This window comes from Microbulbifer aggregans, from assembly GCF_001750105.1.
GTDB lineage: Bacteria > Pseudomonadota > Gammaproteobacteria > Pseudomonadales > Cellvibrionaceae > Microbulbifer > Microbulbifer aggregans.
Genome location: NZ_CP014143.1, coordinates 3,277,603 through 3,301,947 on the forward strand (window position 1 = coordinate 3,277,603; position 24,345 = coordinate 3,301,947).

Genomic DNA, 24,345 nt, shown 5'->3' on the forward strand with positions numbered 1-24,345 from the left:
TAACCCAAGGGCATTTTATGGACAGGTTCCTACTGGTCTTACGGGCCTTTCAACTGACTTTACCGCGTGCAGCTGCTGGTTGGCTTTTTGCAATTCTGACCAGTAACTTCAACCGTATTTCCATCTACGAACTTGGCATCACAGCAGTCGTCATCACCAGTCTGTTGGGGCTTTATCACTTCCTTTCACCATTTGGGGTCGTCCTTGGCCGGCTGGCAGATCGTGTTCCACTGTTCGGCATGCACCGGACACCTTATGTTCTGATCGGAATGCTGCTCTCCGCTGCAGCAGTGGCGGTACTACCCTACATCGTGGTGCCAATGTCGCAGAACCCCAATGAACTGTTCGGGCTAAGCATTCCTTACATTACTTACATTGTTGCCTTCCTGGTGCTCGTGCTGTTCGGTATCGGATTCGCGATGGCCGGTGCCAACCACCTTGCCCTGGTTGCAGAGGTGATTCCCGAGCGCAGCAGGGGCCTGGTAACAGCCCTGATCTGGACAATGCTGATCATTGGCATGATCGCATCACTCCAGTTTATCCGCGGCTATATGCCGACGTATGACGAGCAGACGATGCGCTCACTGTACCTGCTGTCCATCCCTGTAGTTGGAGTCACTACGTTACTGGGTCTGATCGGGGTCGAGAAACGCCGGAAGCCAGGCGAAGTCATCCCGGGAAGTGGAAAACTGGATGCGCAGGAGCATTCCAGCCTCAAAGACTTCACTCTGGACGTGGTACGCAATCGCACCGTAAGAAACTTCTTCTGCTTCATCTTCCTCTTCATGTTCGGATACAGCCTGCAGGACAACATCCTCGAGGTCTTCGGTGCGGATGTCCTTGGGATGACCGTCGGTGAAACCGGTCGCTTTCAGCAAATATGGGGAACCGGAGCCATCGTTGGCATGTTTCTGATGGGCGCACTGGTATTCCGCGGAGGAATTTCCAAGATCAGTGCGATCACCTTTGGCATTAGCGGCATCGGAGTATCAATGTTCGCTCTTGCCTATGGCGCCTATATGGCTCAAGCGTCAATCGTCAATTACTCACTGGTTGGGATGGGCTTTTTCAACGGATTCGCACTGGTCGGCACGCTGACTAGCATGATGGAGTTCACCACTGATCACGAACGCGGAGCCTATATCGGTCTCTGGGGGTTCGCGATTGCCTTTGCCAGCGGTCTTGCATCCATGGCTGGCGGGCAAATGGTGACATCGCTCATCGAAAGTGGTCTGTTCGCCGCGTCCGATGGCTTCGCCATCATCTTTACTGTCGAAGGCTTCGTCAGCCTGTATAGCCTCTACTTCCTGTGGCAGATCAATGCAGAGAATTTCCACAAGCGCATCAGCAAAGATGGTCTCAGTAATGCCATGGCGGCAGACCTCGGCTAGGGATTGATCAATGGATTCAAGAGGGGAATTGAAATGAAAGTGAGTGAAGGTCAGGCAAAGTTACAGTTTACCCTGCAGAAAATCGCCATTGCCTGGAGTTTCTGCATGGTGGTAACGAGTTTCAACCGGATTGCCATCATCGAAATGGGATTGCCAGCAGCGATAATCTCACTGTTGATTGGTGTTTATACCCTGTTCGGCCCTATTCAACCGATCATCGGTCGCATGTGTGAGCGCTGGCCCATTTTCGGCTATCGCCGCACCCCTTACATGCTGCTGGGCACCCTGCTGGGCAGCCTCGCCTTCCCACTGATGCCGGGTGTTCTGGTGGACATGCAGGCCGGCAGCGGCCTCGCCTATTTTTATTGCCTGCTACTGTTCTGCGCCTTTGGTATCTGCATCGCCATGCAGGCAAATGTGTTCCTCGATCTTCTGAACGATGTCACCACCAAGGAGAGTCGCTCGCGCGTGGTCACCCTTACCTGGACAGTGCAGGCACTGGCCATGGCCGGGTGGGCGTGGGTATTTGGTATCCTGATGCCGGTATACAGCCTGGAAGCCATGCAGGAACTGTATAACCTGACCCCCTTCGTGATGATCGGCATCACTATCCTCGGACTGGTAAAGCTGGAAACACCACTCAGCAAGGATCAGCTGCAGGAGATTAAAACCAATCCGCCGAAGCCAGTGAAGCTGCTGGAGCCGATGAAAGAGTCCATGGCGGTACTGACCTACAACCGTCAGGCCCTATTGTTCTTTGTTTTCATCATCTTTTCACTGCTTTCGGTGTTCTTGCAAGACATGCTGCAGGAACTGTGGGCCGATGATCTGTTCGGGCTAGCCGCCGGCGAATCCACTATCTATCAGCGTTTCTATAACGGCATCCAGACCCTCGGCATGGCAGCTTGTGGCATTTTTGTCGGCGTAACCGCCAAGAAACGCCTGCAGGCGAAAAAGGCGGCGGGCCTGTCTGTCGAGAACGAAAAAACCCTGCCAATGGATTTCGGTAAACGACTGATGGCCATCGGCGCTACGCTGTCCATTATCGGCTTTGGCCTGCTCGCCTGGGCCGCCTGGCTGCAGAACCTGACCCTGTTCAATATTTTCTACTGCTACAGCGCATTCGCCCTCGGCTTGCTGGTATTCCCTTCCATCAGCTTTATGGCCGACATGACCGTTGAAGGTCAGGAAAGTCGCTATCTGGGCCTCTGGAGCCTTGGACAGGTCATCGGTTTGTTCCTCTCCTTTACCGTCAGCGGGTGCCTCTATTCCCTGCTGGTAGAGAGCCAGATACTGACTGCCAATATCGCCTTCGCACTCATATTCTTACTGCAGGCGCTAATGGTTGTATTCAGCTTCCTGGTGGTGCGTAACGTCACTATCGAAGGTCTGCAGAATGGCGCAGAAGCCGAACCTGACACAGGCATACCTGCGCAGGCATAACCCACTTCAATGCAATACCCATAACGGGAGAGATACCATGAATACTCAAGAATACATCGAAATCCTCCGCTGCCCCCACTGCACTCGCGAGAACAAGGGCGTACTGAAAGAGATCAAGCCTGACTGGCTGGGCTGCAGCGATTGTAGCCGTCAGTACCCGATTGTTGAGGGGATCCCGGTGATGTTGCCGGAAGAAGGTGACAAGTGGCTCGGCGTAGCTAGCGAGGATCTGCCAACGATTGAAGAGCACGACCGCTTCGTCAGCGCCACCAGTTAATTTAATCCGCAGTGCCACGGACGGCTCTAGGCAATCCCCTCTCCCCGCCCACGGAAAACGGGAAGAACGGGCAGGCAAGCCGATTCAATGCGCACAAAAACAGAATTACGGTCGCATAACGGCCAGGCTAAAGCGAGATACACCCATATGTGGAAGACAGACCTGTTCCCGACCCAGCTGGTAGGCAGCTACGTAAAACCCCAGTGGCTGGCAAACCACGACAAGGTCTACCAGAAAGAAGGCACCTGGTGGAATGTTGATAAGGAACTCCTGCCTGCAGCAATTGACGACGCCGTGCGCCTCGCAATCTACGACCAGAACATGGCCGGAATGACTTTTGCGACCGACGGCGAGGTTCGCCGCCAGACCTTCAGCGGTCATTTCTATAATCTGCAGGGTATCGACCAGGACAATCCTGCTGAATTCACCAACTTCCATAACGACATTACGGAATATCTGAAGATGAAGCAGAAGGCCACCAATGTGGGTGCCGATCTGCAAAAGGAAAAAGAAAGCGAACCCAAGCAGGCCCATAAGGTCCTGTTCCCCGCGGTGCGGGACAAGATCCGCTGGCCCGGTCCGATGGTGGTCAGCGACATCCCATTCCTGAAACGCTATGCCGCAAACCGCAGCAAGATCACTGTGATCGGCCCGGTAACCCTGTCCTATCGCCTGGTGGATACCGGTATTTACCCCGATCAGGCGTCCCTCTGTTTCGCCATCGCTGACGCGCTCAACCAGGAATTAAAAGCCCTGGCGGCCGCGGGTGTTGACCTGATTCAGATCGACGAGCCAGAAGTGCATTTCCGCTACAGCCAGTGCCAGGACTTTGCTGTTGAAGCGATCAACCGCATGGTACGCGACGTCGACTGTCTGACCTCGGTACACGTCTGCTACGGCTACTCCAAGAATATCGCCCTGAAAGAGCCGAGCCCGATCTACCCGAAAGCCGTATCGCTGATCGCCGAGTCCGACATTGATGCCATCCACACAGAGTACGCACAGCCCGGCCATACCCCGGACTTCCTGCAGTCCGTCGGCAACAAACTGGTTGCCATTGGCGTGCTCAACCTGGACCCACAAGGAGAAGTCGAGGAAATCGAGGCGATTCGCAAGCTGGTGATCGATGCCATGGAGGTCATACCCAAGGAGCGTATCAGCCTGGCACCGGATTGCGGCATGTGGTTCTTGGAGCGGGATTTTGCCTTCCGCAAAATCAACTCCATGTGTCTTGCGGCGCAGTCCCTGAGAAACCAGTTCGGCTAAACCAAAGAGGCATACTCGTGCAGATTGAGAATGCATTCCTGAACCAGGTCCGGTGGTTGCAACTGCGTCTTAACTCCGCCGTACCACTCAGTCCGAGCCAGATCCGGGTGCACCTGTACCGCGACAAGACGGATGCTGAGGTGCTGGACACTCTGAACCAGTGTTTTCAGCAGCAGCGGCCAATGCCGCTGCACGCACCGGACAGCTACATGGCATTTATTCTGTGCAAACCCACACTCACCGACGACACGCTGGATATACACGCGCTGGAGTGCCTCGGGGAGGATGGTAAGCCAAATGGCGAACTGTGGCTGAAACTGAAGTCCAGCGCAGGCCTCGCAATGGCATATGGTGCGCCGGGCGCCGATCCATCAATACCGCTACAGGCGCTGCAGCAGTATCTTATCGGCGCGACGGATCTGCCGGCACTCACCCCCCTGCCCCAGAAGGATGGGCCCTCCTGGCTTTGCGCCCCGCTGCAGGCTACGGGCGGGGTCTGGGCGCTACCAGTGCTGGAAACACCACTGGATGTACCCCCGCGCTTCGCCGGCCACTGCTACCTGAAGCTGGTCACTGAACACCACCCAGTGTGCCGGAATCTCTCACTTGCTATCGAAGAAAACACTAAATGAATACGTATCACGTCTACGGCCTTGGCGCCGCTCTGGTGGACACCGAAATCGAGGTATCCGATCAGGACTTGCTTGACCTGAAGGTGGATAAAGGCCTGATGACCCTGGCGGACAGCGAGCGTCAGCAGCAGTTACTGTCACAACTGAAGGGCCACCTGGTGGCTGCGAAACGTGCCAGTGGTGGCTCTGCTGCAAACACCATCATTGCCGCAAGCTATTTCGGTGCGAATACGTTTTACAGCTGCAAAGTGGCCGCCGATGAGAACGGCGACTTCTACCTCAAAGATCTTGAAAATGCCGGGGTTCAATATCATCGCACCTTGTCCCGCGAAGAGGGCGACACCGGCAAGTGTCTGGTAATGGTTACTCCAGATGCCGAACGCACCATGGTCACTTACCTCGGCATCAGCGAGACGCTGTCCTCGGTGGAACTGCACCCGGAAGCCATTGCCAGCGCCGCCTATCTCTATCTTGAAGGTTACCTGGTGGCATCGGAAAGCGGTCGCGCTGCCGCGATTGAAGCCGCACGTATTGCGCGAGCCAGTAATACCCGCGTCGCCATCAGCTTGTCCGACCCCGGTATGGTGCAATTCTTCCGTGACGGGCTGCTGGAGATGATTGGCGAGCGCGTTGATTTGTTGTTCTGTAACCGCGATGAAGCCCTGGGCTTTACCGGTGCGGACACCATCGAAGAAGCGGCAGAGCGCCTGAAGCAATATACCGACTGTTTTGCCATCACCCTCGGCGCCGATGGCGCACTGGTTTTCGATGGTGCCAACTCGATAACCGTACCCTCCAGCGCAGTTACCGCGATTGATACCAACGGCGCTGGAGACATGTTCGCCGGGGCTTTTATTTACGCCATCACTCAGGGACAAAGCTTTGAGAAGGCCGCCACGCTCGCCAACCGCGCCGCGGGCAAGGTCGTGACCCAATTCGGGCCCCGCCTGGAAGCAGAGCAGCACCAGGAAATTCTGGCGGTACCGACTCCCGCGTGATCGCTGTTTACGGGGTATTGCGGATATCCGCAGTATCCCGTGAATATCGGCCTATATAGGCAACCACCGTTCCCCTTTCTCCTCTTCTCTCTCTTGGTTACTCGCCACTTCCTGCTCACCATTCGCCTGTCGGGATCGTACTGCTTCCGGCATGCTATTGGCCTCTATTCAGTTCCAGCTCATAGCCGCATACATTATCACTGCCAAGCCTCCCTTTAATATGCGAAACATCCCCTCATGCTCTTTATTGCATGCGCATATCGTATTTCGGTGCATCTCCCTGAAGCACAGATATCTGAGTCGGAGAAAAATCATACCAGGAAAGCTACGGCTTTCAGCACCGCAGCCCAGGGCACAGCAGGCAATCAACAACGGCTCGAGATGCCACAGAAAAATAGAGGACATAAAAATGCCCGCCGAAGCGGGCAGGTTCACATCCTGTCGACAAGAAAATTAGAACCGGTAGCCCACACTGAGACTGGTCATACGGCCCATACGGTTGATGATGGACGGTGACTGTTCCTGGGTCCAGATGAAGGGACGGTAGGCACTTGAAGGGGTATCGTCGTCCAGCAGGTTCTTGACGCTGAGTTTGCTATACCAGTTGTCCCCTTCGATACCGGTCACCAGGTTTACATCCCAGTGATCCTGGATCCACAGGGTATTGACGGTATTGATATAGCGCTTGTCTTTCCACACCGTACTGAGGTCGGTATAGAACTCGGCACCATTCCACACGTCGCGACGGTAGCGGAAACCGGCATTGAAGGTATTGCGGTAGTTGTTGACCATTTCCTTGCCCGCAAGGTCACCGTCAGATACCTGCGGCCCGTTACTCGGGACCAGACAGCTTCTCTCACTCGTAAAGGGATTCGTTAACACATCGACGCAGTACTCATAGCTGGTCGAGTTCAGCCCCATCGCCTCGTAATCAACAAAGCCATAACTAAAGGTCTGTACGCCTTTAACCACTTCGGCGTCGTTGAAGGTATAGGCAGAATGGAAACTCCAGTTGTCACTGATCTGGAAAGCGGTCTCAATTTCTATACCACGGATTTCCACCTCACCGAGGTTGCTTACGATGGCCGCCGGAATGGTGGCGCCGTTGCTGAACTGTGAGAATGAGCGGATCTGCTGGTCATCCCAGTTCACCTGATAGGCGGCGATGTTCATGTAACCGCGACCATCAAGTACAGTGCGCTTGGCACCAATCTCGTAGGTCACGTTTTTTTCCGGATCGTAGGTAATCTCCGACTCCAGCGGAGTACCGCCGTTGATACCACCAGACTTGGAGCCCTCGGCGATGTTCAGGTAGAAGGTGGTGTACTCATCGTAAAGGTAGGTGGCAATCAGGCGAGGAGATATCCAGTCCCAACTACCTTCCTCCTGACCCTGAGCGCCGGTAAAGTGCAGCACGTTGTCTGCAACCTTCTGTTCCTTGGTGTAACGCGCCTCAACCCCCACATTCAGCTTGTCGGTAAAGTCGTAAGCCAGTGCGACAAACGCCGATTCCGTCTCGGTGGTGTGGTTGGTCTGGGTGATCTTGCGCGCATCGCCGTTTTCATCCACTGACAGGATGGAAGACGCAATGGATGCACTGTTGATCGCGTCACCAAATGGACTACCGCTGGCGGCCAGCGCGCTTGAGGCCAGCCACTGATCCAGGTCGGTTTCCGAATACAGCAAACCCGCACTCCACTGCAGGGGGCCTGAGTCATTGGACTGAATACGGAATTCCTGGCTTACCATCTGACGGTCATCGTTGGGCTGGCCACCGTAGTTATAGGCATTCACCCCGAGGAGATAGGCATTCTGCCCACCCATGGTAAACGACCCGATCAGGTTGGGCATATCTGCGGTCGCAGTGACCGGGCCCATGCCGGTATCTACCGGAATAACCGGTGCGAACACTAGGGTTGCACCAAAATAGGCATTGTTATAACCCTGCAGCGAGCGTGTTTCTGTGTCGGATACAGCGGTTATGGACGTCAGCGTCACATTGCCCACATCCCAGTTCGCGCGCAGGCTGTACAGGTCGGATTTATTGGTTACACCGAAAGCATTGCCGGCAAAGCCATCGGGATCTGCCGCTTTGGCCTCGCCGTAGTAGGCGGTAGGGGTACCGGTCAATGCCGCGATACCCGCTGGAGTGAGCTCATTAGTGAAAGTGTTGTACTCGCCAGGAGGACCGAACGGGCCAAACGGACCCGATACACCATCCTGGCCGACCGGCCACAAAAATGGCGGATGCGAGGGGTCGCTGATGCTACCAAAGGGTATCTCGGCGTTTTTCTCAACTTCGTAGCCCGCATTGTGATGCTCTTGCACATCAATATGCGCAGCGGTGAAGTCGAACTCGAGGTTATCGGTGGGAGTGAACAGCAGGCGCACACGCTGGGATTCATTGTCGATCGCACCCAGGTAGGTATCGTTATACTCGAACGTGGAACCCGATTCGGAATTCACCATATCGACGCTGACGGCCAGTTTGTCGCCTATCGGAGCGGCCATCCGGGCCTTGACTCCAGCCTGCCCCTCAGCACCACCGGTGACCTCGATCTGGCCCTCAAACTCCCCTACAGGCTTCTTGGTGATGTAATTCATGGCTCCGGAAAAGGCGTTGCGACCGTAGATCGCTGATTGCGGCCCCCGCACCACCTCGACACGCTCCAGGCTCATCATCGGCATAAAGGTCGAGGCGCGACCGGAAACGTACACTCCGTCGACGAACATGGCCACGTTGGTGTCATCGCCAATCAGGCCCGGCTGGCTCATACCGCGAATGCTGATCGCGCCGGTGGCAATGGTACCTGAAGAGTCGTAGACCAGACCCGGTGAGCTGCGCACCACATCACGCAGATCCTGCATGTCGGAACGCTCGATCTCCTTGGCTGAGAAAGCGTTAATGGCAACGGGGATCTCCTGGAGACTCTCGGTCCGGTTCCGTGCTGTGACCGTCACTTCTTCAAGTACCGGCTGCCCCCGATTGACCACACTGGCTTCGCCAACACGTTCGTTTGTGTCCGCCACCGCAGTTGAAGCGAGACTTCCCGCCACCACCGCAACATAGAGCGGTTGCCGCTTGAATTTGGACATTTATCCCTCCAGGGCTCAATTATGATTATTCGTTCACGCCTGAGTGGTCTGCAACAACTTCAAGGGCAAATGCATGGACTGGATTGATCCAAAGTCCCTTTGCTGACGTAACCCTAAATTGGCTTTTTAACTACCAATGAGACAGTAGCAAGGTGGAAAAGTACTATCAATATAACATTTGCCAGTAATAGACGGGGAAATTGAGAAATATCAATTTTGACCCAGCGTTGCACCGGGACTTTTACTGAACCAGATTTGACCAAAAATTGATCGCACCACAAAGGCGTGATCAAGAGGCCACGAATGACTGTTCCGCACCACGATGGATCATGTAATCGGGCTGCGGATTTGCCTACCGGGAAGCATAACCAATACCGCCCCGGCCGCTACGTCGCGGCACGAGGCGGTCCTGCACACTGGTGACTATCTGTTAATACTTGTAGCTTTCCGGCTTGTAGGGCCCTTCGACACCCACATGGATATAGGCCGCCTGGGCTGGGGTGAGTTGGGTAACTACCCCTCCAAAACCTTCGACCATGTCCCTCGCTACTTCTTCGTCCAGCTTCTTGGGCAATACTTTTACATACAGCCCTGCGACCTTTTCTGTTTGCGGCAGATCGGCAAACTTGCCCTCCCAAAGGTAGATCTGAGCCAGCACCTGGTTGGCAAATGAGCCATCCATAATCCGTGAGGGATGCCCGGTAGCGTTGCCCAGATTTACCAGGCGGCCTTCCGACAGCAGGATCAAGTGGTCATTTTCTGTACGCTTTCGGTAGACCTTGTGCACCTGGGGCTTTACTTCCTCCCACTCATAGTGCTCACGCATGAAAGCCGTATCGATTTCATTATCAAAGTGACCAATGTTGCATACCACCGCACCGCTCTTCAGGCTTTGCAGCATAGCCGCATCACAGACGTTGATATTACCGGTTGTGGTGACCAGCAAATCAGTGCTTCCCAGCAGCGCTGACTCGATATCTGCGATTTCTCCGGTATTGATACCATTCTTGTATGGGGAGACGACTTCGAACCCATCCATGCAAGCCTGCATCGCACAGATTGGGTCAATCTCGCTCACCTTCACGATCATGCCTTCCTGGCGCAGCGAGGCAGCCGATCCCTTGCCTACGTCTCCATAGCCGATCACCAGTGCCTTCTTGCCGGATAACAAGTGGTCAGTGCCACGCTTGATCGCATCGTTTAGTGAATGGCGACAACCGTACTTGTTGTCATTCTTGGACTTTGTGACCGCGTCATTCACGTTGATGGCCGGCACCTTGAGTTCGCCCTTCTCCAGCATTTCCTGCAGACGATGCACGCCGGTCGTGGTTTCCTCACTGATACCGTGGATGTTATTCAGCAAGTCCGGATACTTTTCGTGACAGAGCTGGGTCAGATCCCCACCATCATCAAGAATCATATTGGCATCCCAGACTTCCGTTCCGTCCTTCTCCGACAGAATAGTCTGTTCGATACACCACCAGAATTCCTGTTCAGTCTCGCCTTTCCAGGCAAACACCGGAATACCCGCCGCCGCGATGGCCGCCGCAGCGTGATCCTGAGTAGAAAAAATATTACAGGATGACCAACGCACTTCAGCGCCCAGCTCTACCAGCGTCTCAATCAAAACCGCGGTCTGGATTGTCATATGAATACAACCCATGATCTTGGCACCCGCCAGCGGCTGCGAGTCACTATATTTGCGGCGCAACGCCATCAGCGCAGGCATTTCACCTTCTGCGATAGCGATTTCCTTCCGCCCCCATTCCGCCAGGGAAATATCTGCAACTTTGTAGTCATTGAATTCAGTCATATCTTGTTCCGATTGTGCAGGCACGGAAACCAGCTAATAACTGGCATCCGGTACTGCAGGCAAAAATTCAGTGTTGGAGAGCAACTAGGTCAGGATGCAGGCCCGATCCAAAACCCACCGGGCCTCCCGATCAGTCATCAAGGGCCTTCTTCAGTGCATCGACCTTGTCCGCCTTCTCCCATGAGAAGGCAGTAAATGTAGAGCTCTTATCTTCCCCGTTCTCCCTCCAGTGATAGGTGTACTCAAATGGTTCACGACCAAAATGCCCGTAAGAAGCAGTCAGCTGGTACATTGGGTGCTGGAGGTCCAGTACTTTGGTGATGGCATAGGGTCGCAGGTCAAAGACGTCGCGAATGGCCTTGATCAGACGCTTGTCGCTGACCTTACCGGTCCCAAACGTGTTCACCGAAACCGAGGTGGGCTCCGCTACACCAATGGCATAGGAAACCTGTACTTCACAGCGATCGGCGAGCCCCGCAGCCACCACATTCTTGGCCACATAACGCCCCGCATAGGCCGCCGAGCGGTCGACCTTGGAGGGATCTTTGCCTGAGAATGCGCCACCGCCGTGGCGAGCCATGCCGCCGTAGGTGTCGACAATGATTTTACGCCCGGTGACGCCGGCATCCCCCACTGGACCACCGATCACAAAGTTCCCGGTCGGGTTGATGTGGTAGCGGGTATCCTCGTGAAGCAACTCTGACGGCAAGACCTCCAGAATGATGTTCTCCATGAGTGCCGCTTTCAGATCCTCCTGGGTAATCTCAGGCGAGTGCTGCGTAGAAAGTACGACGGCATCGATAGCTTCTGGTTTTCCATCCTCGCCATATCGGAAGGTCACCTGACTCTTGGCATCCGGACGAAGCCAGGGCAGGATATTTTTCTTTCGCAGGTAGGCCTGCCGCTCGACCAGCCTGTGCGCGTAATAAACCGGAGCAGGCATCAGAGTTGGCGTTTCGTTGGTGGCATAACCGAACATGAGGCCCTGGTCACCGGCCCCCTGATCCTCCGGCTTTGCGCGGTCAACACCCTGGTTGATATCCACCGACTGCTTGCCAATCGCATTGAGGATGCCGCAGGTCGAGCCGTCGTAACCCACTTCAGAACTGTTATATCCAATGTCGGTAACGACATGGCGTACCACGTCCTCGAGATCGACGTAGCAGCTGGTAGTAACCTCGCCGGCCAACATCACCAGCCCGGTTTTTACCACGGTTTCAACTGCAACACGGGCGTGGGGATCTCGGGCGATGATTGCATCCAGTACAGCATCAGAAATCTGGTCGGCCATTTTATCGGGGTGACCTTCGGAAACCGACTCCGAAGTAAAAACGGAATATTCAGACATAGGTGGTTCTACCTTTTTATTAGATCGTACCAAGGCGCCGACAGACTCTCCGCAAGACGCCGACAACCCAGTCTACCCACCTCAACCTATATCAAAATATTTTGATATAGGTATTTTTGATAAATCGCAAATTTGACCTCCTCTCCTGCACCGTTAAGCAGCCTTTTGTGTCGAGCAGATGAATACTGCGGATGAACCCACGAGTATCCCTCCTTGCGCTTTGCAAGTAACTACAATAAAAATACTATTGTTATGCTGTTAGCTCTTTTGTCGCTGAGGGTTATTGCCAGCGCGTAAGTTTCAGAGGGCACGCAGCACCAGGAACTACCGAAATGTTGCCAGGGCTATCAGTATCGGCCCGCCACCCGATTGTCGGAGTGACGTTGGCACTCGACCACCAAGTACTGCCGGTTGGCATGCGTTCGGGAACCTCCGCCACATCAATCAGGCTCTTTCTTTAGGCAAATGGAAAACCCATGGACGTATCCGTCGCTGTCTACACGCTGATTTTCTACAAAATCCTGCTGCTTCTGATTGGTTTCTGGTCCCAGCAAAGAACCAAAAGCACCACAGACTATTTTCTCGGTGGTCGCAATCTCGGACCGGTAGTGGCGGCAATCAGTTATGGGGCTAGCAGTGCCTCCGCCTGGACACTTCTTGGAATGAGTGGTGCTGCCTATGTGTTGGGTCCTTCAGCCATCTGGATAGTGGCGGGCGCCATTGCCGGCTGCGCCACCGCCTGGATATGGATTGCGCCCCGATTGATGCATTACACCCGCACCAGAAACCAGATCACATTGACTGCGTTTCTCGCTGAAGACGAGCGCCCAGGTGCCAAGGGGCCCAGCCATAGGATTCAGCTGCTCGCCTCAGTGGTGATACTGCTGTCTTTCATGTTCTACATCGCGGCTCAGTTTCAGGGGGCCGCCACAACCTTTTCCACGGTGTTTGCACGACCTCTGGCGGAAAGCCTGATTCTGGGTGCGGCGATTATCACCATCTATACGTTTCTGGGTGGGTTCTGGGCTGCGAGTATCACCGATACCATTCAGGGGGCGCTCATGCTGGTCGCTGCGATACTGCTCCCTGTCGTAACCTGCCTGAGTATCGGCAGCTGGGATGAAGTCTGGGAATCAGGAATACTCTCTCTGGAGAGCCTGTCAGTCAGTGGGCCCAATACAGGGCTTGCCGCCCTTGGCTTTGTACTCGGGAATCTGGCCATTGGCCTTGGCACCCTCGGACAACCACACCTTCTCAACCGCTTTATGGCACTGAGGGATGATCGCGCACTCAAACAGGCCCAGCTCTTGTCAATCAGCTGGTTTTCCATCGTCTTTGTCAGCATGTTTGCCCTGGGCCTTCTGGGCAGGGTTGTGCTGCCCGAGCTGGAAGACCCGGAGGGGCTGTTCTTCGAGCTGTCCACCCAGCTACTCCCGCCCTTTGCAGCGGCGGTTCTGCTGGCTGCGGTGCTCTCCGCAATCATGTCCACCGCAGACAGTATGTTACTCGTGGTCGCCTCCACCATATCGCACGATTTGAGATTACAGCGGCTGCTACCCGGACGGGAGCTCCTTCTGTCACGGCTTTCGATGCTGACAGTGGCAACCATTGCAGTACTGATTGCCCTTTACCTGCCCGCGAGCATTTTCGAGCGGGTATTATTCGCATGGGTAGCCATCGGTTCGGCGTTTGGACCGACGATACTCGCCCGACTTGCAGGCGCTTCACTTTCGCCTGATGCTGTTGCTCGCTCTATCGGTACTGGCTTCGCACTGGCCGTGTTGCTTTCACTACTTCCCAGTACCAGCGGAGACTGGGCAGAGAGATTTATCCCGTTCTGCACGGCAACGCTAGTGCTCTTACTACCCTCGATAGCCATCAAAATCTCGCCCAGCTCGACTCGGAAAAGCGCGATTCGACCCTCCAGGTAGCTAACAACCCCCGTCACCAAATGCAAAGAACCCAACAAAAAAGCCGCGCTGTGAGGCGCGGCTGACGGCTTTAACTATGTGGTTTTCAACCATTAGGCATGGTTGACCACCTCAATCAGACCGACTCCGGCTCCGTAGAGTCCTTGGCCTGCGCAGGTACACTGCGGCGCTTGGGTGGCACCAGAGGCACCGTGTCCAGAGCCCACTTGAAGTGCGGATTGGCGCGACGACCTGGAGAAGGTATGGTAAATACCTTCTCCCCTTCAAAGGGCTTCATGGCTTTCGTATCAATTTTCCAGCCTTTTTCCTCGATATGCTTTCGGCGGATCATACGCCAGGCACCCATAAACTTGTCCTGCTCGACGGAAACTTCATGTTCCAGAGATTCCGGCAGGTAGTTGGGCGAGAGCTCGGCGACAATATCGCCATCTTCGCCGAAAACCTTCTTGGTGCGTTTCTTCGCACCATTATCGAAAATCGGCCACTTGAAGAAATTCCGTACCTGCACCGCAAATGAGCGCGTTGTATTCTCATCAATCGGCGTATTGGCATCGAAGATGATCATCTCCATCCAGGAGTTAACCTTGATATGCAGGCGAACACAGTGACCAGGGAGATAGAAAGCCGGTGTCACATAGGTCGCCGCCTTGTCGGCACGGAAGAGCTTCATCAAGCCGAAGTTGCCTTCCAGTTGTGGCGGGTACAGTACATTGTCTGAGGACCCCCAGTACTCGCCTCGATCCACTTTCAGGATCTCATTCTTGTCAGCCATTTCCTGGTAACCGAAGCCCGGGTGTACGAAGGCAGTATGGGCAATATCGATACCATTCTCGACGACACGGTCGACGGATCCAGTCCAGTTATAATCCACTTCAACCGCACGCCAATTGGCCTTGTCATCGTACTCGGGGAATTCGGGAATCGGATAGCGCTCTTCTTCGGGGAGGTCCCCGAGGAATACCCAGATCATCCCGTAGCGCTCCTCTGTCGGGTAAGCATCGATACGGGCACGCTCAGGGATCGGAGCGCCTTCACCTCGGGACGGAATAAACTGCACTTTCCCCTCGGCATCGAATTCCCAGCCGTGGTAGGGACAGGCCACACAATTGCGATCGGTCGTCCAACCTTTAGACAGTGAGCCGCCGCGATGGATACAGACATCGCTCAAGCAATTGACCTTGCCAGCCTTGTCGCGAAACAGAACAAAGTTCTGCCCCAGTAATTTTACCCGTACCGGCTTGTCTTTTACCGCCTTGGACCATTCGGCCACATACCAAAGGTTCGTCAACATGATTGCCACCTTAGTGTTTTTATATATCTATATTTCTTACGCAATCGCAGTAACCCAAGATTACTCGTTTTTGTCTTTCTTTTAATATTTGTCGTCAGACTTCCTGACTGGCATTCACCAGGCTCGGATTGTGTTCACCCAGCTTCGGCAAACGCGTGTTTACCTGTGCTGGCTCATCCATGAACTTGATCGGCACACCCAGGTGACGGTTACCCTGCACGTCTTCAAAAACCATCTGCCGGGCCTGGAGATGCTCCTCTGCCAGCGCCTCATGCAAGAGCCGCACAGGGGACCAGCAGACATCCAGCCCCTCAAACCACCTGCTCCAGTCAGCCAGTGTTCGACGAGAAAATTCCTGTTCCAGATAAGCGATCGCCTCACCCTGCTCTCCCGGTGAACGCCTGCAGATTTCTGCAAGTTCGGGGCGGCCTAGTTTGGCAAAAAGATTTTCCGCAAACTTAACTTCACTGCCACCCAGGGTCAGGTAGCGCCCGTCCGCTGTCCGGTAGACCCGATACATGGCATTGCCGCCCCAGGAACGCTCATTTTTGACCTCCGGCGAACGGTCCTCAGCAAAGACCGGACCGAGTGCGTTCGGAAGCCAGGCTACCAGGCTGTCCTGCATGGAGATATCCAGGTAATCGCCCTTGCCGGTCTCGGCCCGCCGCAGGAGTGCCATTAGTATGCCTGAAAGTGCCATTAACGATGCAGCCATATCTGCAACTGGCATTGCCGGGGAACAGGGTTCGCCGTTACTGCCTTCGTTGAGAAATACTGTTCCGGAATCTGCCTGAATACTGAGATCATGGGCTGGCTTCAGCCGCTTCGGGCCAGTCTGCCCGAAGGCGGAAATGGAACAGTAAACAAGGCCAGGGTTGCGAGCACTCAGGGTGGCGTAATCCAGACCCAGCCGGGCCATGGCGCCCGGGCGAAAGCCCTCAACGAAGACATCCGCGGTATCGATCAGCGAAAGCAGCTGCTCTCGCTGACCTTCATCTTTGAGGTTCAGGCACAGGCTTTTCTTGCCACGATGAGTATTGCGGAACCAGACTGCTTCCCCATTTTTGCGCAGCCCGATATTACGAGACGGCTCACCGGCAGGAGGTTCCACTTTTATTACCTCGGCGCCGTGGTCTGCCATCATCATGGTCAGATGCGGCCCGGGTAGGAAGAGGGACAGGTCGACGACACGTATGCCTTGAAGCTTCATGGGCGGCAATGTCTCCAGTCAGATCGCAGTTGGGCCCGGTTCAGATGGCCCGCTCCGCTCGCAGAGAGTCAATCTCAGCGCTGGAATAACCGAGCCCCTTGAGCAGGTTCTCCGTGTCCGCGCCAAGCGATGAGCAACCGGTGCCCGAGGGCCTGTTTCCATCAAATTTTAACGGGCTAGCCAGGAGCTGGAATTGACTATTGTCAACGTGAGGTATTGGCTGAATCATACCGATGCCCGCCAACCATGGATTGTCCATCGCCTGGGGGAAGCTGTTCACCGGCGCCAGAGGGAGGCGGCCGCCGAAGCGATCCAGCCAATAACGGCTGGTATGCTGAGAGAGCTCAGCATCGAGGATTTCTGTCAGCGACTCGCGGTGGGCCCGGCGATCCGCAACCGTAGCAAACCGGGAATCCGTCAGCAGGTCTTCGCGACCCAACCCCTCCGCCAGCACCCGCCAGAACTTTTCCGTCATAGCCATGACAAACACCCAGCCATCCGCACTGCGATAGATCTGACAGGGAACTGTGGAAGGGTGCCCGGAGCGCGATACCCGTTCTGTCTGATGACCGCGGTTAAGGTACCAGGTTGCGGGATAGGTAAGCTGGGTTACGGCCACGTCAAAGAGACTGACATCCACATCGCGGCCGACGCCGCCGCGCAATACGCCAACCAGGGCGCCCAGTACTGCCATCGCCAGCGTAACGCCACTGGTAAAGTCCACCATCGACAAGCCAAACCGGGCCGGTGGCGTACCCGGCTCACCAGTGAGATCCATAAAGCCAGCTTCCGCCTGCATCAGGTAGTCATACCCCGGCCAGCTGGCACGGTCATTGTCACGTCCGTAAGCGGAGAGGTGGCCGCAGATGATTTCCCGTTTCACGGAACCGAGGCTGTCGTAGTCCAGGCCAAGCTTTGCCGGCTGGTCTCCACGCAGGTTGTTCATCACAACATCGGCGCTTTGCACCATGCGCTCAAACACCTCGCGACCGCCCCGGCTCTTCAGATCGAGCGTCAGGCTCTTCTTGCTACGGTTGAATGTCTGGAAAAAATCACTGTCGTCGTCACCGAGAAAATAGGGCCCCGACTGCCGGGCGATATCACCGCCCGTAGCGGGGTTTTCGATCTTGATGACTTCGGCACCCATGTCAGCGAGCTGCATGGAACCGAAGGGACCCGCACCGTACTGCTCAATGGCAATCACGCGAATCCCAGACAGGGGTTTTGACGCCTCCATCAGATGGCCTCGCGTGCTGCAAGCTGTTTGGCGATGATGATGCGCTGCATCTCGTTCGTCCCCTCACCAACGCACATCAGCATGGCATCCCGGTAGAAGCGCTCAATCTCGTATTCGGTGGAAAAACCGTAGCCACCGAAAATCCGCATGGCTTCCTGGGCACAGAACACACCCGCCTCACTGGCAAAGTACTTTGCCATGCCTGCTTCCATGTCACAGCGCTGGCCGGTGTCATACATACGGGCTGCCTGCTCAACCAGGAGTTTTGCCGCTTCCACTTTCGCGGCCATCTCTCCCAGCTTGAGCTGGATTGCCTGGTGCTGGATGATCGGTTTGCCGAAGGTTTCGCGCTCCTGGGCGTAGCGCACTGCAAGCTTCAGAGCGCCCTGTGCGATCCCTGCGCCACGCGCAGCGACGTTAATGCGGCCCAGCTCCAGACCACCAACGGCGATATGGAACCCACGCCCTTCCTCACCACCAACCAGGTTGTCGATTGGAACACGGAAGTCCTCGAATACCACTTCGGCGGTATCGATGGCCCGGTAGCAGGTTTTCTTGATCTTGTTGATGCTGATTCCCGGCAACAGGTTGCCGGCATCATCTTTGGTGCGGATCGCAAACATGGACATACCGCGATGCCGCGGCTCCGCATCGGGATCGGTCTTTACCAGCAGCGCAAGGCAGTTGCCGTTGAGGGCGTTAGTGATCCACATTTTGCTGCCATTGACCACATACTCGTCGCCATCACGCCGTGCCACACAGCGAATTGCCTGCAGGTCCGAGCCGGCATTGGGCTCGGTCAATGCAATTCCCCCTCGCAACGTGCCCTCTGCCATGAGCGGCAGAAATTCCTGCTTCTGCTCCTCGGTACCGAAGCGCTCAATGGCTGCGGCCATGATCAGGTGGGAGTTGAAAATGCCACCCGGTGCCATCCACACGGCAGAAATCTTCTGCACGATACGCGCATAGGTAGCAGCAGAAAGAGAGAGGCCGCCATAGGTTTCACCAATAGTGGCGCCGAACAGGCCCAGCTCCTTCATGGTTTCCACCAGCTCGTGGGGATACTCGTCTGCGAGGTCCTTTTCCCGGGCGATGGGTGCGACTTCATTGGTCACGAAGCGATCGATGGTATCGAGGATCGCGCCCTCTTCTTCTGCACTCCAGCTCATAACCTTCTCCTCTGGTCTCGCACCAGCTCAATAATTCACTTTGTCTTCCATTTCTGCACCACGCTTCCACACCAGCACTTTGCGCAGAAAGGTGCAAACCTCAGTACCATCCTGTTTGATGCCGCGGGTTCGTACGGTGACGATGCCCTGATTAGGACGTGATTTGGACTCACGCTTGTCGAGCACCTCGGACTCTGCGTAGAGGGTATCGCCGACAAAAAGCGGCGCACTCATGCGGATATCGTCCCAGCCCAGGTTGGCAATGGCCTTCTGGCTGATGTCGGTTACGCTCATACCCACCATCAATGCCACAGTAAACGGGCTGCACACCAGTGGCTTACCGAACTCGGTACCTGCCGCATATTCCTTGTCGAAGTGCGCAGGATGCGTATTCATGGTCAACAGGGTGAACCAGGTATTGTCCGTTTCGGTAATCGTGCGCCCGGGACGATGCTCGTAGGTATCACCTACCTTGAAGTCATCAAAAAAACGTCCAAACGTCTCTCGGTAGCGATTTTCACCGACCTGTTTTACTTCTCCAGCCATAGGTAATTTCCCACTGCGATTTAAACCAATTCTTCCCCGGCCCCAGCCCGTACAATCAACCTGAGGGCACTGTCGACGACCGGCTGATCTACCATGCGTCCATCCACCATTACAGCACCGCCCTGCGCCTGTTCGAAGGCCGTCACAATCCTGCGTGCTTGCTGTAACGCCTCGGCCTTTGGGGCGAAGCCACGATGGATTCCCTCGATCTGCACGGGATGAATAGCGGCTTTAGCAGAAAAACCGAGCGCGGCGATACGCCGCGTTTCGTTCTCCAGCCCTGCAGAATCGTGAACGTCTAGGTAGGGCACATCAATCACTGGCAGGGAATGGGCGGCAGCGGTAGTGACCATCTGAGAGCGCGCCCATAACAGAGGCTCCCAGGCAAACTCGGCACCGATCTGCGCGGCAAAATCGCCACCACCGAACATCACGGCGTCCAGCACGGGCTCGCTACAGATCGAATTCAAGGCCAGCAGGCCACCGGCGCTCTCGATCAGCGCGATCCAGGCTGCAGAACGTCCGAGAAGCCTTCCCGCCAACATGAGATCGTCAGCCTGCTCGGTTTTGGCCAACATCAGACGGGCCGGCAGGCGGGTTTGCGCCAGCGCCGCCAGGTCAGCCCTACCCTGCTCACTGTTGACTGAACTGACACGAACCACAAAACGCTCCAGCTCCGCTGTCTCGCAACCTGCGAGAAATTCGCACACACTATCCCGGGCAAGCGCCTTCTCCGCGGCTGGTACCGCGTCCTCGAGATCGATACAGACCAGATCGGCACCGCTCGCCAGCGCCTTGGGGAATCTCTCAGGGCGATGGCCCGGCACGAACAGCAGACTCCGCGCGTCAAACATCAGAATTTCTCCCAACCGCGCAGCGGTTCGCGGATCTGGTTTTGCGAAACCTGTGCGCTGAAGGCGTCAGCGATCGCAGCCCGGGTTGCGAACCAGAGCCCGTCTTTGGAACTGGCATAGCGCAGAAACTCCTCCAGGGCACCGATGCGACCGGGCCGACCGATGATCCGCAGATGCAGGCCAAGCGACATCATGCGGGTCTGCATTGCCCCTTCGGCCAACAACGTATCCAGCGTCCGGCACGCATAGTCCAGCCATGCCTGTGGTGTCAGGGAAGGCGCAGTCCAGAATTTCATATCGTTGGAATCGATGGCGTAAGGCAGGACCAGCATCGGTCGATCTGAGCCCTGCACTGGTGCCCAGAACGGCTCGTCAGCACTGTAGTCGTCCATGTGGTAGTCGAAGCCCTCTTCCTGCAACAGTTTGCGAGTGTTGTCTGTATGCAGGTAGCGACTCAACCAGCCCCGGGGTCGCTGGCCGGTGGTATCGGTGATAGAAACGATGGCCTTACGGATGAACGCCCGCTCCTCGTCCTCGCTCATGGCAAACTGGTGCTGCCAGCGGTAACCGTGGCTACAGACTTCGTGTTCGCCCTCGGCAATAAAGCGCGCAATCTGTGGTGCCCGCTCCAGAGCAACCGCTGCCGCACAGAAAGTTGCCGGCACCTGATAGCGCTCGAGCAGTGCCTGGATACGCGGCCAACCCTCGCGAATGCCGTACTCGTAGTTGCTCTCGTTGGCGTGTGCCCGGATCGGTTTGCGCGGGGCCACGCCGAGTTCGTCCACTGGCTCGGGACCCCTATCACCGTCGAGCAACGTGCTCTCGGAGCCCTCCTCGACATTCACCACAATGGAAACAGCGAGCCGTGCATCATCCGGCCAGATCACCTTTTTACTCATCCCGGACAGCTCCCGAACCGCTTAATGATATTCCTCACCGCCCGAGACATTCATCGCCTCGCCGGTGATATAGGAAGCCTCTTCAGAACAGAGGAAAGCGCAGGCCTTGGCAACATCCTCCTGCAAGCCGGGGCGGCCGAGAGGAATTCGTGCACGCATATCTTCCATATAGCGGTCGTATCCCTTACCGGTGACCTCGGAAAAATGTGCGTTCTGCCAGGCACCCAGTCCGGTAGTGACGTGATTGGGGCAAATGGTGTTTACGGTAATTCCCGCTGACCCCAGTTCCTGCGCCGCAGCGCGAGTCAGCCCCACCAGTCCATGTTTGGAGGCGGTATAGGCCGCCGCATGGGCAAAGCCGGACTTGGAAGCCTGGCTGCCAATATTGATGATGCGACCTCCGTGCCCCTGACGAAGCATGACTTCGGCCGCATACTTGATGCCGAGGAAGGCTCCACGCAGGTTCACCCCCAGCACTGCATCCCACTTGTCGACGGGCATCTCCACCACTGGCTGCATCAGGTAACCGATACCGGCGTTGTTGACCCAGATATCCAGGGAGCCGAAATGCCCCAGGGCAAACTCTGCTGCCGCCTGCACTTCCTGCGGCTCCAGAACATTGCAGGTATAGGTCGCGACATCGCCGCCGGCCGCACGGATTTCTGCCGCTATCTCCTCCATCTCAGCGGTGGTCCCCACCGCTTGTGCAGGAAGATTCTCACCCGCCGCATGACCAATATCAGTCAGCACCACCCTGACGCCTTCCGCTGCCAGCCGTCTGGCCATGGCTTCGCCGAGCCCATCACGGCGCCCTGCTCCGGTAATTACCGCGACCTTGTCGCGCAATTCGGGATACTTGCCCTGTGTTTCCATCTTGTTGCGCCCCCTCACAAAGACTGTATTCAGACGATTTCGGTCAACATGAACTGCGGATTGTCCGCGAACTGCTGGAACTCGCTGGCGACCCGCTGCATCGTCTCGCTGGAGACATCCCCCCCCAGCTTCTCCATGTCATTCACTACCAGCAGCTCGACATACTGGTAGGGCGCTGGCGTCTCGGTGCCCAGCAGGCCGGTGGTACGCAGAACAGAGAAGTCGTCCACAGAACCGAGTTTGCGCACGGTGGGCAGGTCAGTGCTCCTGGCCCACTGCTCATAATCAGATGGACTGACGCCCGGTTTGAGGTTGAACAGCACGACAATTGTGGTGGTCACGGCTTTGCCTCCGGCTGATGATCAATGTCATTCCATCCTATTCTTGAGCTAATGTTATGTCAATATAACAATTGTGAGGGCGACGGATTTGAGGCCGAGGGCATATGAGGGCCCCCTAAAAGGAAGCGAGAGCCAACCTCTAACGAAAAAGGGAATAAGAAGAGCGGAGGGAAAAGGAGAAATGTGGCGTGCAGCCGGAGCTACACGCGCAACCATGGAAGGCAAATATTTCGCTGCTAGTCAGGCCTTGGCCACAAGGCTGTCGACGAACGCATGGTAGGCGGTGCGCACCTCCTGCAGGGTCTCGCTGACCGCCGCAGAGCGGTTGATCCAGGACCACCAGGCGCCAAGCGCGGGAAAATCTTCCAGTGGCTTTTTGACTCCGGCCACAGGGGCCAGCTCCTGCAGATACAGCATCGTCGGAGCCAACGCAATATCACCCAGCGTCAGCTGACGATCGCTACCGAAATCGCTGATCAATCGCTCCCCTTTCATCAGTTCAGCGCGCAAACTTTCCGCGATACCCTCTGCAATACCGTCCGCATCCTCCTGTCCTATGCCCATGGCGGCGCGGAACAACGGAAACAGCGCATTGGCAGCCAGGTGGAAATCCGCATACCGGCCCAGCATGCGCATCTGCGCCCGCTCCAGTGCAGTGGCAGGTAACAGTGCACTGCGTCCCGCTGGTGCGGTCTCGGCAAGGTATTCCATGATTGCCCAGCTTTCCGCGATGGTGTCACCGCTCTCGAGCTCGAGTACCGGCACCTTGCCCAGCGGAAAGCGCTCCAGGAAAGCCTCGGTTCTCAGGGGGACCGGCGGCGGCAGCACCTCCAGCGGCAGTGCATCCATGCGGGCCTGGATACGGACCCGCGCCGCATAGGGTGAATGAGGCAAGCTGTACAGTTTCATCACAAGTCTCCCGCGATCAGTTAATAAGATGCAGACCATAAGCGGCATTGGCCAGCAGCCCCACCCAGATCAGAAAAACAAAGGGCCGGCAGGAGGCAATCGAACTGCGGATAGTCTGATTGACCGAGGCACTGTCATTACCCGACATCAATTCACCCCAGGCAGAACCGAACAATTTCAGGCGCATGCGAATGATTAACCCGCACAGCACAAGCAAGGCGAAAATGCCCAGCTTGATCGCGAGCCAGTCCGCGGCAAGGATGAAATTGGTCGCCAGTGCGTAACCTGCCAGCGCGAGCAACCCGATGATCAGGACTACCCGCAGGTAGAAATCGAAGCGGGTCAGCGCCGGGACAAAAGACTTGCCTTGGGCAAAGTGAAGCGTCGCCACCAGCGCCAGCCAGCCGAGGCAAAATACCCACGCAACCCCCAACCACACTGGCGCTACAGAAAACTGCCCGGTCATGTGAGCCAGCTGCAATCCCAGAGGCAGTATCAGCGGCATACAGAACCGCGGCCCCTGGTCACAGCCCATCATGATGGTCAGAGCGGTGCTCCGTGCCTGCGGCGACAGATCCGACCTGGTTACGTAGCGACTGGCATAAAAAGTGCCCAGATCGCCCCCGAGCCAATAGACAAAGCAAAGGTTGTGCAACAACTTAACGAAGAGGTATGCGCTCATACTGGTACATTCTTATTAATTGAGGTAACAATAACGACAAAAGGCTGACGCTGCACCCGGCATGCGGGACACCCGCCCCGGAGCCGAACTGCCAGAGCCCTTCCAGGGCTCAAACGAGCTCCGCGTTGCCGCATTAGGC

At 56.0% G+C, this 24,345-nt stretch carries 21 protein-coding genes; 7 read left to right on the forward strand and 14 right to left on the reverse strand.

Going from position 1 to position 24,345, the window contains the following annotated elements; genetic code table 11:
* The first annotated feature begins 17 nt into the window (after window positions 1-17).
* The 6 genes from AUP74_RS14310 (at window position 18) to AUP74_RS14335 (ending at window position 6,007) form a co-directional block, all read left to right on the forward strand.
* On the forward strand, window positions 18-1,391 hold the full coding sequence (locus tag AUP74_RS14310) for a BCD family MFS transporter (protein ID WP_069948136.1): 1,374 nt from the start codon (window positions 18-20) through the stop codon (window positions 1,389-1,391).
* A gap of 33 nt (window positions 1,392-1,424) precedes the next feature.
* Window positions 1,425-2,834, forward strand: coding sequence for a BCD family MFS transporter (locus AUP74_RS14315; protein WP_069948137.1), 1,410 nt, complete (start codon window positions 1,425-1,427; stop codon window positions 2,832-2,834).
* Window positions 2,835-2,871: 37 nt separating this feature from the next.
* The gene (locus AUP74_RS14320; protein ID WP_069948138.1) at window positions 2,872-3,111 is read left to right on the forward strand and encodes a Trm112 family protein; all 240 of its coding nucleotides are present in this window, start codon (window positions 2,872-2,874) and stop codon (window positions 3,109-3,111) included.
* A gap of 147 nt (window positions 3,112-3,258) precedes the next feature.
* Window positions 3,259-4,377 (forward strand): cobalamin-independent methionine synthase II family protein, encoded by a 1,119-nt coding sequence (locus AUP74_RS14325; protein ID WP_069948139.1) that lies wholly within the window; start codon window positions 3,259-3,261, stop codon window positions 4,375-4,377.
* A gap of 17 nt (window positions 4,378-4,394) precedes the next feature.
* The gene (locus AUP74_RS14330; RefSeq protein ID WP_069948140.1) at window positions 4,395-5,009 is read left to right on the forward strand and encodes a hypothetical protein; all 615 of its coding nucleotides are present in this window, start codon (window positions 4,395-4,397) and stop codon (window positions 5,007-5,009) included.
* Complete coding sequence (locus AUP74_RS14335) at window positions 5,006-6,007, forward strand: adenosine kinase (RefSeq protein ID WP_069948141.1); 1,002 nt, start codon at window positions 5,006-5,008, stop codon at window positions 6,005-6,007. The genes AUP74_RS14330 and AUP74_RS14335 overlap by 4 nt, the downstream gene beginning before the upstream one ends.
* 453 nt (window positions 6,008-6,460) lie before the next feature.
* Here AUP74_RS14335 and AUP74_RS14340 read toward each other — a convergent pair whose 3' ends face one another.
* The 3 genes from AUP74_RS14340 to metK form a co-directional block, all read right to left on the reverse strand.
* The gene (locus tag AUP74_RS14340) at window positions 6,461-9,103 is read right to left on the reverse strand and encodes a TonB-dependent receptor (protein ID WP_069948142.1); all 2,643 of its coding nucleotides are present in this window, start codon (window positions 9,101-9,103) and stop codon (window positions 6,461-6,463) included.
* A gap of 430 nt (window positions 9,104-9,533) precedes the next feature.
* Window positions 9,534-10,916 (reverse strand): adenosylhomocysteinase, encoded by a 1,383-nt coding sequence (ahcY, locus tag AUP74_RS14345; protein ID WP_069948143.1) that lies wholly within the window; start codon window positions 10,914-10,916, stop codon window positions 9,534-9,536.
* Between the two features lie 130 nt (window positions 10,917-11,046).
* Entirely contained in the window at window positions 11,047-12,264 is a 1,218-nt protein-coding gene (gene metK / locus AUP74_RS14350) for a methionine adenosyltransferase (protein WP_069948144.1), read from the reverse strand.
* 476 nt (window positions 12,265-12,740) lie between these two features.
* Here metK and AUP74_RS14355 point away from each other — a divergent pair, with 476 nt between their 5' ends.
* Window positions 12,741-14,195 (forward strand): sodium/proline symporter, encoded by a 1,455-nt coding sequence (locus AUP74_RS14355; protein WP_069948145.1) that lies wholly within the window; start codon window positions 12,741-12,743, stop codon window positions 14,193-14,195.
* A gap of 115 nt (window positions 14,196-14,310) precedes the next feature.
* On the opposite strand, the gene AUP74_RS14360 is transcribed toward AUP74_RS14355, so the two are convergent.
* The 11 genes from AUP74_RS14360 to AUP74_RS14410 all read right to left on the reverse strand — a co-directional run bounded on the left by AUP74_RS14360 (window position 14,311) and on the right by AUP74_RS14410 (window position 24,206).
* Window positions 14,311-15,486 carry an aromatic ring-hydroxylating dioxygenase subunit alpha gene (locus AUP74_RS14360; RefSeq protein ID WP_069948146.1) on the reverse strand — a complete coding sequence of 392 codons (1,176 nt, stop codon included), beginning with the start codon at window positions 15,484-15,486 and terminating at the stop codon, window positions 14,311-14,313.
* A 94-nt stretch (window positions 15,487-15,580) separates the two neighbouring features.
* Window positions 15,581-16,696 carry a CaiB/BaiF CoA transferase family protein gene (locus tag AUP74_RS14365; protein WP_069948147.1) on the reverse strand — a complete coding sequence of 372 codons (1,116 nt, stop codon included), beginning with the start codon at window positions 16,694-16,696 and terminating at the stop codon, window positions 15,581-15,583.
* 40 nt (window positions 16,697-16,736) lie between these two features.
* Window positions 16,737-17,933 (reverse strand): CaiB/BaiF CoA transferase family protein, encoded by a 1,197-nt coding sequence (locus tag AUP74_RS14370; RefSeq protein ID WP_069948148.1) that lies wholly within the window; start codon window positions 17,931-17,933, stop codon window positions 16,737-16,739.
* Complete coding sequence (locus AUP74_RS14375; protein WP_069948149.1) at window positions 17,933-19,102, reverse strand: acyl-CoA dehydrogenase family protein; 1,170 nt, start codon at window positions 19,100-19,102, stop codon at window positions 17,933-17,935. The genes AUP74_RS14370 and AUP74_RS14375 overlap by 1 nt, the downstream gene beginning before the upstream one ends.
* Before the next feature lie 27 nt (window positions 19,103-19,129).
* Window positions 19,130-19,648, reverse strand: coding sequence for a MaoC family dehydratase (locus AUP74_RS14380; RefSeq protein WP_069948150.1), 519 nt, complete (start codon window positions 19,646-19,648; stop codon window positions 19,130-19,132).
* A 20-nt stretch (window positions 19,649-19,668) separates the two neighbouring features.
* The gene (locus tag AUP74_RS14385) at window positions 19,669-20,502 is read right to left on the reverse strand and encodes an HpcH/HpaI aldolase/citrate lyase family protein (RefSeq protein ID WP_069948151.1); all 834 of its coding nucleotides are present in this window, start codon (window positions 20,500-20,502) and stop codon (window positions 19,669-19,671) included.
* On the reverse strand, window positions 20,502-21,401 hold the full coding sequence (locus AUP74_RS14390) for a polysaccharide deacetylase family protein (protein ID WP_069948152.1): 900 nt from the start codon (window positions 21,399-21,401) through the stop codon (window positions 20,502-20,504). The genes AUP74_RS14385 and AUP74_RS14390 overlap by 1 nt, the downstream gene beginning before the upstream one ends.
* Window positions 21,402-21,422: 21 nt before the next feature.
* Complete coding sequence (locus AUP74_RS14395) at window positions 21,423-22,274, reverse strand: SDR family NAD(P)-dependent oxidoreductase (protein ID WP_069948153.1); 852 nt, start codon at window positions 22,272-22,274, stop codon at window positions 21,423-21,425.
* A gap of 29 nt (window positions 22,275-22,303) precedes the next feature.
* The gene (locus tag AUP74_RS14400) at window positions 22,304-22,615 is read right to left on the reverse strand and encodes an REDY-like protein HapK (protein ID WP_069948154.1); all 312 of its coding nucleotides are present in this window, start codon (window positions 22,613-22,615) and stop codon (window positions 22,304-22,306) included.
* Window positions 22,616-22,855: 240 nt separating this feature from the next.
* Window positions 22,856-23,524: a glutathione S-transferase family protein gene (locus AUP74_RS14405; RefSeq protein ID WP_069948155.1), complete on the reverse strand. Its 669-nt coding sequence runs from the start codon at window positions 23,522-23,524 to the stop codon at window positions 22,856-22,858.
* Window positions 23,525-23,540: 16 nt separating this feature from the next.
* A complete protein-coding gene (locus AUP74_RS14410; protein ID WP_069948156.1) occupies window positions 23,541-24,206 on the reverse strand; it encodes a hypothetical protein in 666 nt (221 codons plus the stop codon).
* Between the last annotated feature and the right edge of the window lie 139 nt (window positions 24,207-24,345).